The sequence below is a fragment of the Streptomyces anulatus genome, assembly GCF_000721175.1.
Classification (GTDB): domain Bacteria; phylum Actinomycetota; class Actinomycetes; order Streptomycetales; family Streptomycetaceae; genus Streptomyces; species Streptomyces anulatus_C.
Genome location: NZ_JOEZ01000016.1, coordinates 201,013 through 213,758, shown reverse-complemented (window position 1 = coordinate 213,758; position 12,746 = coordinate 201,013). Strand labels below are relative to the sequence as shown.

The window sequence follows — 12,746 nt, the reverse complement described above, 5'->3', positions numbered from 1 at the left end:
GTCAGACCCCCCTCTCATAGTCCAAGCGGCAGTTGCAGTTCGCGGTCTCGGCCGCGTCACCGTTCGAGTCGCCGGGCCAGCGCAGCCCGTTGGCGAACGTCGTCCCCAGCGGGACGCTGTCGCCGCCCAGGCGCACGTGCGAGGCGCGCGGGTTCTTCCCCCCGGTGCGCCACACCTTGTGCGTCAGGCCGGACGCCCCCGCCGCGTCGTGCCCGCCGAAACTGCGGGCCTCGGTGGCGGCGGTGACCGACCGCACCGCAGCCGCCGTCACCCACGACGCCAGGCCGTTTGTGAGGTTGTCGCGCCAATCGCCCTCGTCGGCAACGGCCGACGTCGCCGCGGTGTACGCCGCCTGCTCGTACTGGACGGCGTGCGACTCGGCGGCCTTCGCGAGCCAGGCCTCCATGACCGCCGGATCCCACCCGTCAGCCTCCGGGTTCCACACCCCGAGGACGTCCCACGCCCCGATCTGCGCCAGCCGGAACCCGTACCCGGCCATGAGCGCGGCGAGTTGGGCCTGACGCTCCGGGGACTGGGCGGCCCACAGGTCGTAGAAGTCGGGCGGCCCGTCCGCCTTCGCGCCGGCCGCCGACAGCAGACCGTCGGCCTGCTTCTGCGCCCACCCGGTGAGCGCCGCGGTGTAGGCGTCCCGCTCAGTGGCGAACGTGCCGAGGTCCTCGGGCCGCTCGGCTTTCACGCCGGGCGGCCCTGACCTTTTGGGAGAGCGGGCGGCGGGGCCGTGTCCGTCGGCGACGCCAGGCCGCCGACCAGGACATTGAGCGGGGTGACCAGCTCGTCGGTGCCGTCCACGTGCGGCAGGTTCAGCTTGCTGCGCGCCTCGGACCGCAGCATGTACGGGGCGCCGGTCGCGGTCTGCAGGATGCTCGCCTGCTCCGTGAAGCTGCCGCGCAACTTCGCCTCGACGTTCGCCTCCACGTAGAGGTTCGACCCCGGGGCGATCAGCGGCACCAGCATGGTGTTGATGACGTCCTGCAGCATCGTGATGTCCGGGCCCACCGAGTGGGTGTAGAGCATCTGCCGGAACGCGTCCAGGTTCGAGAACGTCCCTTCCCGCGCGCCGACCAGCTCGGGCGGGATGTGGTAGCTGGACGCCACCTCGGCATCGGTGAGCTTGCGCCCCTCGATGTCCTCCGTGTCACGCGGCTTGAAGGACTCGACGGTCACCAGCTTCATGCCGTCCTCAAGGATCGGCGTCCCGCCGGCCTGGATGCCGCGCCCCATGAACGCGTTGAACGCCGCCTGGAAACGCTCCTTCGCCGTCTTGGACCACGGGGGCGCTTCCTTCGGCCGCTCGATCACGGTGGGCACCCGTGCGCCGTTGCGCCACACGGAGCGGCGCCACTCCACCGCCTCGGACTGCTCGGCGAGGATCTGCCGCATCGTCTCCATCGGCGACGTGCCGTCCGCCCCGACCGTCGCGTACCCGTGATCGAACAGGTACGGGCCGGGAAGCGGCACGACCTGCGCGGGGCCGCGCGAACTGATCAGGTACAGGTAGGCGGGCTGGTCGTCGTCGTCCGCCAGGACGTGCATCCTGCGCGCGGGCTTCCTGCGCAGCTCCCACCCGCTCGCCGTGTCCGCGTTCGGGAGGACCTGCACGCACCACCGGTCGTGGATGAGCCAGTCCACGATGACCGAGTGCCACAGCCGCGACGGTGTCACCGTCGGGGCCGGGTTCGCCAGCAGCAGCGCCAGCGGGTGATCGGTGACCCGGCGCCGGTCGGTGTCCGAGACCCGCTCATAGACGTGCCAGGGGATTGTCGACAGTGCCCGGGCGATGTAGTCGACGACCTTCCGGACGCTGGGCTGGGTCTCCCACACGTTCATCGCCGCGGCGGTGCCCGCGTAGTTGGACAGCGGAACGCCCGGGTCGACGACCCGGATCCCGGACGCCGTCAGGTACGCGCCGAGCTCGGACAGGTCGCCGAACTGTTCGGCGGCCTTCGCGAGGACGGGCACGCCGTCCTGGTCGATGACCCGGGCCGGCGGGTGCTGCTTGGTCCATCGGTGCCAGAACGCCATGAGGACGCCCCCTCTCTCAGATCGCTTCGAAGTCGCCGTCCTCGTACGCGGACCGCAGAACGGGAGGCCGGGCCAGGACCTCGAACATGGCGTCGCAGAGCGCGGAAACGCCATCGATCTTGTCGCCGCCCTGGGACTTGTCCGGTTTCACGTTCGCCGAGGTGTCCATGGCGACGGCCAAGTTGTCGACCATCCAGGTCATGACCGGGTTGCCGTCGTGCCGCAGCATCGGGCGGCCGCCCTCGCGAACCTGGCGCTGCCCCTGGAGGAGCAGCCTCTGCACAGCCTTCAGTGCGGGGGACATTGACTTGTACCCCTGCCCGACACCGACCAGCGGGGCCCGATCGGACTCCAATGCGTTGGTGAGGGGAGTGGAGGCCCACCGGTCGTACCCCAGAGACTTCACGTCGTAGCTGTCGAGGTCATGGCGGATCTGCCGTCCGATGACGTCGTAGTCGGTGACGTTGCCCGGCGTGGTCTTCAGCCACCCCTCGCGCACCCAGACCGATGCGTTGCCCGCCGTACGCCGGTCGAGGTCCTTGATGTTGTCCTCCGGCGTCCAGAACCGCATCAGCAGATCCAGGCTCCCGTCGCTGTCGTCGGGGAACAGCCACGCCAGCGCGTTCAGGTCGGACACCGCGCCGAGGTCGAGGCCGCCGTACGCCTCCCGGCCGCGCAACTTCACCTCGTCGACCAAGGCCCCGTTCGCGAGCCACGACTCGATGGTCAGGTACTTCGTGGTCTGCTTCGTACGGATGCCGCAGTGCAGACGCAGGAACGACGCCAGCTCGGCCGGGGACTGCTTCGCCTTGTCGGCCGCCGAGCGCAGGTACGCGCGCGTCGGGCTGATGCCGTACCCCGGGTTGGCCTTCTTCCACGTCGACTCGCTGAACGGGTCGTCCTCCTTCTCCGCAGCGAACACCACGCCGTATGCGGCGGGGGCCGTGAACGCACCGCGCGCCAGCTGCTCGATGCGCTCCCGCTTGCGGTGGTAGACCGACGTTCGCGAACCGGCGTCGGCCGTGGTGATGATGAAGATCAGCGGCTGGTGGCGGGATCCGGTGCCGGTCTCGATCGTCTCCACCAGCTCCGGGCTCTTGTGCTCGTGGAGCTCGTCCACGATGCCGCAGTGCAGGTTCAGCCCGTGCTGGGCACCCGCGAGCGAGGAGACCGGCTTGAAGTAGGAGTCCGACTTGGGGTGGAGGACCATCCCGGCGAGCGGCTGCATGACCCGCTTGAGCGCCGGCGACTTCTCCACGATCAGCTTGACGGGCTTGAAGAGGAGACCGGCCTGCTCTTTCGTGACAGCCGCAGTGATGACCTGGGCGCCTTTTTCCCCGTCACCGCCCATCATGTACAGGGCAATCCCGCCTGCGAGCGTGGTCTTGCCGTTCTTGCGGGGTACGTCAACGTACGCCTCGCGGATGATCCGTACGTACCCGTCGGCGTCCTCGTCCCAGTGCACCCACCCGAAGATCGGAGCGAGGATGTACGCGATCTGCCACGGGTCCGGGCGCAGCGGCTGCCCGCCCAGTGCCCCCTGCGTGTGACGCAGCTGCTCGAACGCCCGCAGCACCCGGTCGACCCGCTCGGCATCAAACACTGCCCCCGGGGCGTCGCGCGGCTCCGGCGTCTTGACCAGCGGCGGGCAGTCCGGCAGCGGAATTCCGCGCTCTACGAGGTACCAGGCAACCTCGGGCGACAGCTTGAGCTCTGCGAGCAGCGCCTCATCCAGGTACGCGGCCGGGGTCTCGTTACCCGAAGGGGTTGTCGGGGTCCGGCTCATTCTCGGCCCCTCTCGCCAGGGCCTGCTCCGTCGACGGTGTCAGACCGAAGTGGGCGGCCCAGGCGCGGAGCTCACGGCCGGCGGATCGCGCGATCCCGACAGCCGGGTGCGGAAGGGTGCCCTGCTTCGCCTCGATCGTCAGCCCCTCGCGGGCTACAGCCTCGGTCGCCTCTCGGAAGCTGGCCCACGTCTCGCAGTACGCGGCCAGCGCGGCCCTGTCCTCGGGCTTGAGTAGGTCGAGCCGGGACAGGCCGGGAAGGACGCGGTCCCACTCGGCCCGCGCCTCGCCCGACAGCCATGCCGGGGCCTCCGGGGGCAGCCGCTTGAAGGCGGGCCCGGGGTTCACGTCGCGGCCGGCGGAGTCCTTGCCCGGAGCACGGCCCTTGATCAACTTGAGAGCGGCAGGCTGAGGCGTTCGTCCCACGGGAGACCCCCCTCCGCGATTCTGTGCACGCACGCGCCGAGCTGACGGCGCCGGGCCCCCAGACGATCACTCCGGAAATCCGGACTCCCCTACCGGGGAGGTCGAGGCCAGGAGAACTTCGGCGCGACTCTCAACGCCGAGCCGTGCGAAGAGATCGGCTAAGCGCGCCACGGCCTCGTCGGCGATGACGTACTCCTCGCTGATCACGCTCGGGTGCGACGGCGTGCCCTGTTGGCCCGTGCTGCCTCGGCCTTGCTCTTGACGGTGTGGCATGGCTCGCAGATCAACCCCAGGTTGTCGAGGTCCTCGACGGCTCCGCCCTCGCCGATCGGTGTGATGTGGTCCAGCTGATGCTGGTGCTCGCCGTCGGGATCGTCCTCGGCGTCGGGCTGGCCGATGCCGCATCGGTAGCAGCATCCGTTGTCGCGCGTGGTGACGATGCGCTTGAGCGTGCGCCATCGTCCTGAGCTGATGCCGTAGCGCCTGGCCTTGTCGTCCCTGCCTGCCCATGGGATGGGCTTGTGCTCCTCGCAGCGCCCCTTGGGCACCAGGGTGGTGCACCGGGGTTCGGTGCACCGGGTGGGGGGCCGGGTAGGCATGGGGGCCTCCCAGGGGTGGGGTAGGGGGTCAAGGGCCTGGGGTGGTGCCGATCATGCTGGGGTTGGCGTGCTGCTCTACGAACCCTCTGCGTCCCCGTGTCGGGGGCTTGCCGAGGTCGATGAACGCCTGCCATGCCTCCTTGTCGGCTTCTGGAGCGTCCAGGTACGCGCCCAGGGCGGCCTTGGCGGCCTGACGCAGGGCCCGCAGCTCGTCGGGCGTCAGGTGAAGGGTGTGCCGGACGACGTTCTCGGTGGTGAGTTCGGCCATGGGTGAGCCTCCGGAGACGGCGAAGGCCCCGTCCGTGTGGGCGGGGCCTGGTTTTTGTCCGGACATGCCGAACACGGGGTCAGTGTGACATTCGCGTTTCAGCTGGTCAAGCTGCTTCGGCTGCGGCGGGGTTGGTCAGTTCGTTCAGGTCGATGAGGGCGCGTCGCCGGTGGTCGTAGCCGTGGTGGGTGAGGGTGCCTCTGCTGAGCCGCTTCCGGAGGACGTAGCCGGGGATGCCGGTGGCGATGGTGGCGGCCTGCAGGTCGACGAGGATCGGCATATGCCCATTGTGACGTGGGTGAGGCCCCACCGACGAGTGCGGTGGGGCCTCGGTCCGCAGCGCGGCAGCCAGCTCGCGATCCGGATGGGTGGTGCTGATACGGGTCAGGCTACTGCGGGGGTGTGACAGCGGGCTTGGGGATGGCGCGGCAGGTCTCGGCGTGGGACTGGGCCCAGGCGCGGGCGTCCTCGTCGGCTGCGTCGGAGTCGTACTCCTCGCCGCCGTCCTCGTCGAAGGCAGCGCCGAAGCTCCAGTTGGTGCGGTAGTGGCTGACCTCCTCCGTTGCCGGGCAGCCAGCGCAGGAGGCGAGGGACGCGAACGGCTTGGGCGGGTTGTGCACGGTGAGCCGGTGCGTTAGGTCGACGGTGGCGCCGCCGACGGTGAGGTAGCGGGCGATGACGTTCTCGGGCCAGGCGGTCTGCTGCGTGCTCATGGTGGTGTCCTTCCGAGGGTCAGTGGGTGTGGGCGGGGTAGTGGCCGCCGCAGCGCGGGCAGTACGGCAGGGCCGGCTGGTCGAAGCCGAGGGCGGCGAGGAGGGTGCGGATCATCGGGTGGCCTCCTGTCGGGCGGGGGTGACGGTGATGTGAGCCCCTCCCGCGTGGGACTCCACTCGGACGTTGTTGGTGTTGGTGTTGGCGTCTTGACCTGCGGCAACAACACCAACAGGGGGTGGGGGAGTGGTCGGGGAGAGGGGCGGCGGGACGTCGTCTCGGTGGACGCCCGGGCCGTTGCCGACCCCGGTGACCCGTACGCCTTCCCTCACGCGGACCCCGTCGGCGGCCAGGAGACCGCGGACGTCCTTGGTGGTCCAGCCGGTGCCCGGGTACTCCTCTTGGAGTTGGTCGCGGAGGCGGGTGAGGAGGACCCCGGTGCCGGTGCCGAGTTCGCGGACGATGTCGGCCATGTCGGCCGGGTCGGGGTAGGGCTGCTCCTCTTCGTCCTGCTCGCCTTCGGTGGGCTGTTCGTCGTGTCGGCCGGTCACCCAGGCGGTGAGGCACCAGGCGGCGAGGAGGACCCAGAGGGCGCGGCGTTCGGCGAGGGCGACTCCCCCGACGATCCAGCAGACGACGGTGAGTGCGGCGAGGCGGGCGAGGCGTTCCTTGGGCTCGATGTCGTCCCAGAAGGCGTGCCAGCCGCGGGCGGTGCCGTGTCCGATGCGGGTGATGTGGGGTGCGAGGTTCACTGGACGACTCCTGCGTACCAGCCGCCCGCGATGTTCACGGCGGAGGCGAGGGGGACGGCGGCCATTCCGGCGATGCCCTGGGAGAGGCCGAGGAGGATCCCGGCGAGGATGCCGAGGGCGGATTGGAGGCGGGGGAGCTTTTTCGACCAGAGGTGCAGGCCGATCATGACGGCGGTCCAGATCGCGAAGATCATGTATCCGCCGTCGGTGAGGACGACGGGGACGGCCCGGGTGACGTCCGGCGAGTTTCCGCCGATGCCCCAGACGAGGTAGGCGTAGCCGATGCCGTCGCCGCCCCATAGGCCGAGGCGGGTGATGAGGCCGAGGGCGCTGACGGGGCCGGCGGCGAGGACGGCGAGGATGCCGAAGCAGAGGGCGCCGAAGAAGGGCAGGAGCTGCTTCCAGTCGCGGCTGCCGCCGTCGTCGCCCTTCTTGCCTCCTCCCCCGCCCTTCTTGTGCCAGCGGAGGAGGACGAGGACGACGATGATCGTGCCGAAGGTGATGCCGCCCAGGGAGACGGCGGTGGATCCGAGGTTCACGGTGTTCCTCAGTGGAGGATGGCCAGCCCGAGGGCGGCGATGGTGAGTACGAGGGCGAGGGTGCCGAGGAGGCGTGGTGTCTCGTGGGCGATGAGTGCGGCGAGGATGCAGCCGGCGCCGAGGGTGGCGAGCGGGAAGAGCAGCCGGAGGGCAGTCATCCGTAGCCGCCCTTCATGCCGCCTGCTCGGCGAGCACGGCGAACAGCGGCTGCGACGGACTCCCGATCAGCGTTGGGGCGGTCGGCGAGGATCGCCTGTACGGCGTCACTGTTCTTGGTGGTGATCGCGACTTGATCGCGGGCGAGATCGGCGATGCTCGGCTGTTCGCTCGCCATGTTCGCGCTGGTGGGCGCTGGCGGAGCGGTCGGTGTGAGCAGGGGCGCGCTCGGGCTGATCGCGGGCTGTTCGGCCTCGTGATCGGTGTTCGCGATCGGGGCGAGCATGAGGGGCGAGCGGCGGTCGATCTCGGCTCGCATCTCCAGGCGTTCGAGGGTGATCTCGAAGTCCGCGCGGTCGCGGGCGGCGGTGATCCGGGCCTGCTGCTGGATGCGCTCGATCGTCGCTTGGGCTTCGCGCTCGGCGCGGTCGCGGCGGGCGTCGTGGAGGCGGGCGGCGTGCTCGCTGTCCCGGATGACCGCGTTGATCTCGGCCTGCTGCTCGGGGGTGAGTTCGGCGGGGTCGCGGAGTGCGGGGAGCGCGAACTCCCACACGATCTTCCCGACGAGGACGACGAACGGTCCGGCGACCGCTTGGGCGGTGCTGTCCTCCTGCATGCCGTGGATGACGAGGAGGAGGCCGACTCCGAGGGCGATGACCCATCCGGCGGCAACCGCGGCCCAGCGGGGGCCGACGCGCCGGTACTGGGCCCAGAGGACGGTGAGCCAGCCGATGTCACCGGCGAGGGCGACGGACAGGCCGAAGATCCCGGATTGCATGAGGTCGGTGATGGCGTAGGCCGACCAGATGAGGGAGAGGCCGGCGAGGGCGACGGCGCCGTAGAAGACGCGGGGGCGGTTCATCGGCTGGCCTCCTTGTCGAGGGCGGCGACGAGCTGGCGGAGGCGCATTTCCAGGCCGACGGCGGCGCGGAGCATTTCGTCGTGGTTGTGGATGTTCGCGGTGGCCGTTTCGGCGAGGACCTCACGGGCGTGGCGGAGGGCCTGATCGAGCGGCGAGACGTAGCGGAGGGCGTCCCGCTCCGGGTCGTGCAGCGGGGTGTACGAGGTGGTGCCGCTCATCCGGCGATCACCCCGCGGGCGACGAGGCGGAGCAAAGCCGCGTACTCGCCGCGGGTGATGCCGGGGCGCACGGCCGGGGCGGCTGCGAGGAGGTCCAGCTCGGCGGCGAACGCGGCTTCGGTGGGGCCGTGCAGCTGCTCGGCGAAGACCAGGGCGCGGGCGAGGCGGATTTCCTCGCGCATCTCGGCGTCGGGGCGCTGGGTGTCGAGGGTGTCGGCGAAGCGGCCGAGGAGGAGCACGGTGTCGTCGCTGAGGACGAGGGGCGTGGTCATCGGGCGCCGCCGGTGGGGCGGATGCTGCCGGTGACACCGGCCTCGGTGGCGCGCACCGTGGTGGTGCGGCTGCCGCGGCGGCTGATGGTGCCGACGGCGACCAGGCGGCGGCCGCCTCCGCTGGCCGCGGTGCGGAACCCGGTGGCGGCGGGGGTGTAGCAGCCGCCGGCCTGGTCCATGGCCCGGTTGGCGTACTGCCAGTCCCCGAGGTCGGCGGGCTGCTCGGCGGTGTTCTTCTTCGTCCGGTAGTGGGCGGTGACGGTGCGCCGGGCAAGGGTGGCGAGCCAGCTGTAGAGCTGGGCGTCGGTGGTGGCGGTGCACTTGTGGAGGTCGAGCCAGGCCCGGTAGAACGCGTCGGCGGTGAGGTCTTCGGCGAGGTGGTGGTTTCCGCCGCGGACCTCGTTGCGGACGAGGCGGGTGATGCGGGGCTGGAACTGGGTGTAGATGGTGGCGAAGCGCTCGTTGAGCTGCTGCGCGGGGGTCATCGCGGGCGGGGCCGCGGGCATGGCAGAGTTAGCCATAGCCGTCTCCTTGGGTCTTCAAGGTTGGCGGTAGGAGCCGGCCGCGTTTCCGCGCGTCCGGCACCCCGGGTAGTCACCCTCCGGCGGGCGGTGCAGTCGCCTTAGCCGGGGGGCCTACTTGTTTTGATCTTCAGTTGTGGACTTGGACTTGGCCGGCGGTGCAGTCGCCGTCCCGTAGTCCTTGATCGCGTTCTGTACTGCGGTGGTGCTGACCCCGATCTCCCGGGCGACAGCGGCCTGGCTTCCCAGCTCGGCCACACCGTCCAGGAGTGCGAGTGCTCTCCGGATGGCGCTGGCCCGCAGCTCGTCTTGCAGGTCCTTCTGTCGCCGTTTTTCATCAGCGACTCTCTTGCGCCATGAGCTGTTGGGCACAAACAGAACGCTACTACAACCCGGGGTTGCAGGCAAGGTGTCAGGCCGCACTGTGCGCCTTCGTGTCCTCGTCGACCCACGTCTTCAACTGCGCCCACACGTAAGGCGGGTACGAGCACGTACACCACGGGCAGACGATCGCCTTCTCACCCGGAGCCAAACGCAGCACAGCGCCACAGATCGTTCCGCTGGGGTCGACCGCCGGGCAGTTCCCCACGCGCTGCCCGCGGGATACCGCAGGGGTGGGGGCGATGATCGAGGTGAGGGACTTCGTGAGGTCGCGGATGTCCTTCGCGAAGTAGCCGGCGTTCGGCCACGACACGGCGATCCACGGCATGTTCGCGAGCAGCCCGTCGACGGCGGCCTGGAGGCGGGCGTCGACACCCCCCGAGGGTGTGGCCACGGTGTGGCCACGGTCCCGGCGGACGTCGGCCAGCCACCGCTCGGCGATACCGGCGATGCCGCCCGGGCCGCGCAGGTCGAGGATGTCCTCGTTGACCGGCAGCGGGGCGGGCCCGCCCTTCCCGGACCGGACCGTGGCGACACCGCCGGCGGGCGCCAGGAACGGGGCCAGACCCCGGTACAGGGCGGGCAGGGACTGCACCCGCACCTCGGTGGCCCGGGTGCAGACCACGCACAGGTAGCTGCCGGTCTCGTCGGGCTTGTCGCACAGCAGGCACAGGTCCACGCTCACGCCGCGAGTCCTTCCATGTCGGGCCACTGGCACCCGGTGAGGCCGGTGGCGTTCTTCTCCGGGACGTCGGCGAGCGGGGCCCCGAGGTGGTGCAGGCCCATCGCGAGGAGCGTGTAGGCGTCGGCCATGTCGTAGCGGCCCACGCCGTCGAGCTCGATGCCGTACCGGGCCGCTATCTCGTCCCGCACCTGCCCCTTGGGGGCGGAGCCTTTTCCGGCGGCGTACAGGGCCCGGCAGGACGGCGGGACCAGGGCGTAGGGGATGCTGCGGCGCCAGCAGGCGTGGCGGACCATGACGCGGAGCCCGGCCAGGTCCTCGTGCCGGTGGGCAACACCTCCGCCGAACGACGGGCCTTCGATGACGACCAGGTCGGCCTTCTTGATGAACGAGGTGATCTCGTCGACGAGGTGGTTGAGCCGGGGGTGGCCCCGGAGAGTCTTGGGTCGGATGTAGTCGGCCCACCCCTCGCCTGCCACGCCGGTGCAGGTGAGGGAGAGGTCGAGGCCGATAACGGGGGGGCGGCCGGTCACTGCTGGCCTCCGGAGTTGAGGGGCTGGTCGAAGACGGCGGCGATGTCGGGGAAGCCGTGGGCGCGGGCTCCGTCGCGGAACGCGGTCATGGCCGTGCGGTCGAGGCGGACGTCGGTGCGGCCGAAGGCGTCGGTGGTGACCTGGAGGTCGACGCCGAGGGCCGTGGCCATGCTCTTCCACTGGGCAGCAGAGAAGCTGTCGAGCTGCTCGTTCATGGGGATCTCCTTCGAGGCGGGTTACGGATCGCGTACGCTCGCTGACCTGCGTTTTCACGGGTCTCCGTGAAAACGGGGATGCTGGGTGGGTGGCCGGGCCCGCGGATATCGGGCCCGGCCCTCGTCACGCCGCAGCTGGCAGGGTGGCGACCATGTGGCTGATGCGGTTCAGGACCTGGGTGAACTGGTGCACGGCCTGGAGGTCGGACACCTCTCCCGCCGTACTGCCGGGCGACACCTGGATGCCCCTCATACGGCAGTAGTTGAGCTGCCTCACGCTGGCCGGCTTCGACCGCCACGCCGCAGCCCGGCCGGTCAGCCAGCGACTCCCTGTGGCGCGGGCCTGCTGCTCCAGCCACGCCTTCGCCTCCGTCAACGGCAACGACACGTCCCGCTTCGGGGCGACCAGGCCGCCCACGGCGTCGTACCGCCGCAACCAGTACCTGCGGTCCACCGGATCGCGGACGAGGAAGACGTAGGCGTCGTCGCCGACCGGGATGAACCACACCCCCGATGCCGTTCGCAGCCAGCGGGCCGAGGAGCCGTGGAACAGGTCCACTTCCTCGACCTGGATGTGGGAGAGGTCCGCAGCCCGCTTGGCTTCGTCCTCGGTTTCCCGGACGATCTCGCGCAGGCTCCGCTCGTCGTCCTCGGCGGTGTCCACTTCGCGCCCGGTGAGGCTGACGATCGACGCCAGCTTGTGGCGGGTCGAGGCGCCCATCACGTCGAGGATCAGCGCCTCCTTCTTGCCCTCCCACAGGCGCAGGGCGCGGCCGGCCATCTGGCAGTACAGGCCCGGGGACTTGGTGGGGCGGGCGATCACGACGCAGGACGTCCACGGGGCATCGAAGCCCTCGGTGAGCACCATGCAGTTGGTCAGCACCTGCACCTGGCCGGTCTCGTACCACTTGAGGGCCGTCTGCCGGGCCTCCTTGGGCATGTCGCCCCAGATCGCGGCGGCGGGGATGCCCGCGTCGTTGAACGCGTCGGCCATGGACTGGGCGGTGGCGACGGTGGGGGCGAAGACGACCCCCGGCCGGTCTCCGGCGTGCAGCCGGTACGCCTCGGCGACGATCTCGGCGGCGCCGGAGTCGTCGAGGGCCTGGCCGAGCTGGCCCTCTTGGAGGTCGCCGTTGCGGGTCTTGACCTTGTCGAGGTTGAGGCCGGGGATGGTGATGCGCTTGCCGCGGACGTCGCACAGGTAGCCGTCCTCGATCATCTCCAGGATGTCGAGGGTGAAGACGACCTCGTCCCAGACGTCGGCCAGGCCGCCGTCCTCGCGGTGCATGGTGGCGGTGAACCCTGCGGTCGGGATGCCGTCCCAGGAACCGAAGTGCTTGAGCACTTCGATGTAGGTGGGGGCGGCGGCGTGGTGGCACTCGTCCACGATGATCAGCCCGATGTCCTGGATGGCCTTGCGGCGGCGCTTGACCGCGAGGGTCTGGACGCTGGCCACGACGACGTCGACGTCGAGGTGCTCGTCGCGTTCGGCCTTGACGAACCCGATGCGCAGGGAAGGGGCGACGGCCCGGATCTTGTCGGCGGCCTGGGCGAGGAGCTCTTCGCGGTGGGCGATGACCAGGGCTCGCTTTCCCTGGGCGGTGAGGTGCTGAAGGTGTTCGAGGATCAGGTTGGCGAAGACGACCGTCTTGCCGGCGCCGGTGGGGAGGACGACGGCGAGCCGGTTGTTGGCGCTGGCGGCCCACCCGGTGTTGAGGGCCTCGATGGCCTCGGTCTGGTACGGGCGGGGCTTGAACGTCTCAGGCAGTTCGGGCATAGCGGTC

At 70.3% G+C, this 12,746-nt stretch carries 20 protein-coding genes; all 20 read right to left on the bottom strand.

Features of this window, described 5'->3' with window-relative positions; all coding sequences use genetic code 11:
• Nucleotide 1: 1 nt before the first annotated feature.
• Nucleotides 2-697: a hypothetical protein gene (locus IG90_RS0119135; RefSeq protein ID WP_030585698.1), complete on the bottom strand. Its 696-nt coding sequence runs from the start codon at nt 695-697 to the stop codon at nt 2-4.
• The gene (locus IG90_RS0119130) at nt 694-2,043 is read right to left on the bottom strand and encodes a phage portal protein (RefSeq protein ID WP_051860133.1); all 1,350 of its coding nucleotides are present in this window, start codon (nt 2,041-2,043) and stop codon (nt 694-696) included. Before IG90_RS0119130 ends, IG90_RS0119135 begins: the two co-directional genes overlap by 4 nt.
• 16 nt (nt 2,044-2,059) lie before the next feature.
• Nucleotides 2,060-3,829 (bottom strand): terminase large subunit, encoded by a 1,770-nt coding sequence (locus IG90_RS0119125; protein ID WP_030585692.1) that lies wholly within the window; start codon nt 3,827-3,829, stop codon nt 2,060-2,062.
• Nucleotides 3,798-4,253 (bottom strand): phage terminase small subunit P27 family, encoded by a 456-nt coding sequence (locus tag IG90_RS0119120; protein ID WP_030585691.1) that lies wholly within the window; start codon nt 4,251-4,253, stop codon nt 3,798-3,800. The genes IG90_RS0119125 and IG90_RS0119120 overlap by 32 nt, the downstream gene beginning before the upstream one ends.
• A 203-nt stretch (nt 4,254-4,456) precedes the next feature.
• Entirely contained in the window at nt 4,457-4,852 is a 396-nt protein-coding gene (locus IG90_RS0119110) for an HNH endonuclease (RefSeq protein WP_030585688.1), read from the bottom strand.
• Between the two features lie 28 nt (nt 4,853-4,880).
• Nucleotides 4,881-5,195 (bottom strand): hypothetical protein, encoded by a 315-nt coding sequence (locus IG90_RS0119105; protein ID WP_157846318.1) that lies wholly within the window; start codon nt 5,193-5,195, stop codon nt 4,881-4,883.
• Between the two features lie 31 nt (nt 5,196-5,226).
• Nucleotides 5,227-5,400, bottom strand: coding sequence for a hypothetical protein (locus IG90_RS44865; protein WP_167345002.1), 174 nt, complete (start codon nt 5,398-5,400; stop codon nt 5,227-5,229).
• Nucleotides 5,401-5,509: 109 nt separating this feature from the next.
• Nucleotides 5,510-5,833 (bottom strand): hypothetical protein, encoded by a 324-nt coding sequence (locus IG90_RS0119095; protein ID WP_030585684.1) that lies wholly within the window; start codon nt 5,831-5,833, stop codon nt 5,510-5,512.
• 111 nt (nt 5,834-5,944) lie between these two features.
• Nucleotides 5,945-6,583: a hypothetical protein gene (locus IG90_RS0119085; RefSeq protein ID WP_030585681.1), complete on the bottom strand. Its 639-nt coding sequence runs from the start codon at nt 6,581-6,583 to the stop codon at nt 5,945-5,947.
• The gene (locus tag IG90_RS0119080; RefSeq protein ID WP_030585678.1) at nt 6,580-7,122 is read right to left on the bottom strand and encodes a hypothetical protein; all 543 of its coding nucleotides are present in this window, start codon (nt 7,120-7,122) and stop codon (nt 6,580-6,582) included. The genes IG90_RS0119085 and IG90_RS0119080 overlap by 4 nt, the downstream gene beginning before the upstream one ends.
• A gap of 8 nt (nt 7,123-7,130) precedes the next feature.
• Nucleotides 7,131-7,280 carry a hypothetical protein gene (locus IG90_RS44860; protein WP_167345001.1) on the bottom strand — a complete coding sequence of 50 codons (150 nt, stop codon included), beginning with the start codon at nt 7,278-7,280 and terminating at the stop codon, nt 7,131-7,133.
• Nucleotides 7,277-8,140 carry a hypothetical protein gene (locus IG90_RS0119070; protein ID WP_030585675.1) on the bottom strand — a complete coding sequence of 288 codons (864 nt, stop codon included), beginning with the start codon at nt 8,138-8,140 and terminating at the stop codon, nt 7,277-7,279. Before IG90_RS0119070 ends, IG90_RS44860 begins: the two co-directional genes overlap by 4 nt.
• Nucleotides 8,137-8,358 (bottom strand): hypothetical protein, encoded by a 222-nt coding sequence (locus tag IG90_RS0119065; protein WP_030585671.1) that lies wholly within the window; start codon nt 8,356-8,358, stop codon nt 8,137-8,139. The genes IG90_RS0119070 and IG90_RS0119065 overlap by 4 nt, the downstream gene beginning before the upstream one ends.
• Nucleotides 8,355-8,630 carry a hypothetical protein gene (locus IG90_RS0119060; RefSeq protein ID WP_030585668.1) on the bottom strand — a complete coding sequence of 92 codons (276 nt, stop codon included), beginning with the start codon at nt 8,628-8,630 and terminating at the stop codon, nt 8,355-8,357. Before IG90_RS0119060 ends, IG90_RS0119065 begins: the two co-directional genes overlap by 4 nt.
• The gene (locus IG90_RS0119055; RefSeq protein WP_078585295.1) at nt 8,627-9,151 is read right to left on the bottom strand and encodes an RNA polymerase sigma factor; all 525 of its coding nucleotides are present in this window, start codon (nt 9,149-9,151) and stop codon (nt 8,627-8,629) included. Before IG90_RS0119055 ends, IG90_RS0119060 begins: the two co-directional genes overlap by 4 nt.
• A 114-nt stretch (nt 9,152-9,265) precedes the next feature.
• Nucleotides 9,266-9,523, bottom strand: a complete 258-nt coding sequence (locus IG90_RS42115) for a hypothetical protein (RefSeq protein WP_078585316.1) — start codon at nt 9,521-9,523, stop codon at nt 9,266-9,268.
• A 40-nt stretch (nt 9,524-9,563) separates the two neighbouring features.
• Complete coding sequence (locus IG90_RS0119050; protein WP_233436008.1) at nt 9,564-10,217, bottom strand: hypothetical protein; 654 nt, start codon at nt 10,215-10,217, stop codon at nt 9,564-9,566.
• A complete protein-coding gene (locus IG90_RS0119045) occupies nt 10,214-10,747 on the bottom strand; it encodes a hypothetical protein (RefSeq protein WP_033894390.1) in 534 nt (177 codons plus the stop codon). The genes IG90_RS0119050 and IG90_RS0119045 overlap by 4 nt, the downstream gene beginning before the upstream one ends.
• Entirely contained in the window at nt 10,744-10,962 is a 219-nt protein-coding gene (locus tag IG90_RS39550) for a hypothetical protein (protein ID WP_033894388.1), read from the bottom strand. Before IG90_RS39550 ends, IG90_RS0119045 begins: the two co-directional genes overlap by 4 nt.
• Nucleotides 10,963-11,086: 124 nt before the next feature.
• Nucleotides 11,087-12,739 carry a DEAD/DEAH box helicase gene (locus IG90_RS0119040; protein ID WP_030585657.1) on the bottom strand — a complete coding sequence of 551 codons (1,653 nt, stop codon included), beginning with the start codon at nt 12,737-12,739 and terminating at the stop codon, nt 11,087-11,089.
• Between the last annotated feature and the right edge of the window lie 7 nt (nt 12,740-12,746).

Coding starts and splice junctions, on each gene's coding strand:
- IG90_RS0119095 (WP_030585684.1), bottom strand. CDS start 5,833: ATGAGCACGCAGCAGACCGCCTGGCCCGAGAACGTCATCGCCCGCTAC.
- IG90_RS0119110 (WP_030585688.1), bottom strand. CDS start 4,852: ATGCCTACCCGGCCCCCCACCCGGTGCACCGAACCCCGGTGCACCACC.
- IG90_RS44860 (WP_167345001.1), bottom strand. CDS start 7,280: ATGACTGCCCTCCGGCTGCTCTTCCCGCTCGCCACCCTCGGCGCCGGC.
- IG90_RS0119040 (WP_030585657.1), bottom strand. CDS start 12,739: ATGCCCGAACTGCCTGAGACGTTCAAGCCCCGCCCGTACCAGACCGAG.
- IG90_RS0119060 (WP_030585668.1), bottom strand. CDS start 8,630: ATGACCACGCCCCTCGTCCTCAGCGACGACACCGTGCTCCTCCTCGGC.
- IG90_RS39550 (WP_033894388.1), bottom strand. CDS start 10,962: ATGAACGAGCAGCTCGACAGCTTCTCTGCTGCCCAGTGGAAGAGCATG.
- IG90_RS0119130 (WP_051860133.1), bottom strand. CDS start 2,043: ATGGCGTTCTGGCACCGATGGACCAAGCAGCACCCGCCGGCCCGGGTC.
- IG90_RS44865 (WP_167345002.1), bottom strand. CDS start 5,400: ATGCCGATCCTCGTCGACCTGCAGGCCGCCACCATCGCCACCGGCATC.
- IG90_RS0119070 (WP_030585675.1), bottom strand. CDS start 8,140: ATGAACCGCCCCCGCGTCTTCTACGGCGCCGTCGCCCTCGCCGGCCTC.
- IG90_RS0119125 (WP_030585692.1), bottom strand. CDS start 3,829: ATGAGCCGGACCCCGACAACCCCTTCGGGTAACGAGACCCCGGCCGCG.
- IG90_RS0119055 (WP_078585295.1), bottom strand. CDS start 9,151: ATGGCTAACTCTGCCATGCCCGCGGCCCCGCCCGCGATGACCCCCGCG.
- IG90_RS0119065 (WP_030585671.1), bottom strand. CDS start 8,358: ATGAGCGGCACCACCTCGTACACCCCGCTGCACGACCCGGAGCGGGAC.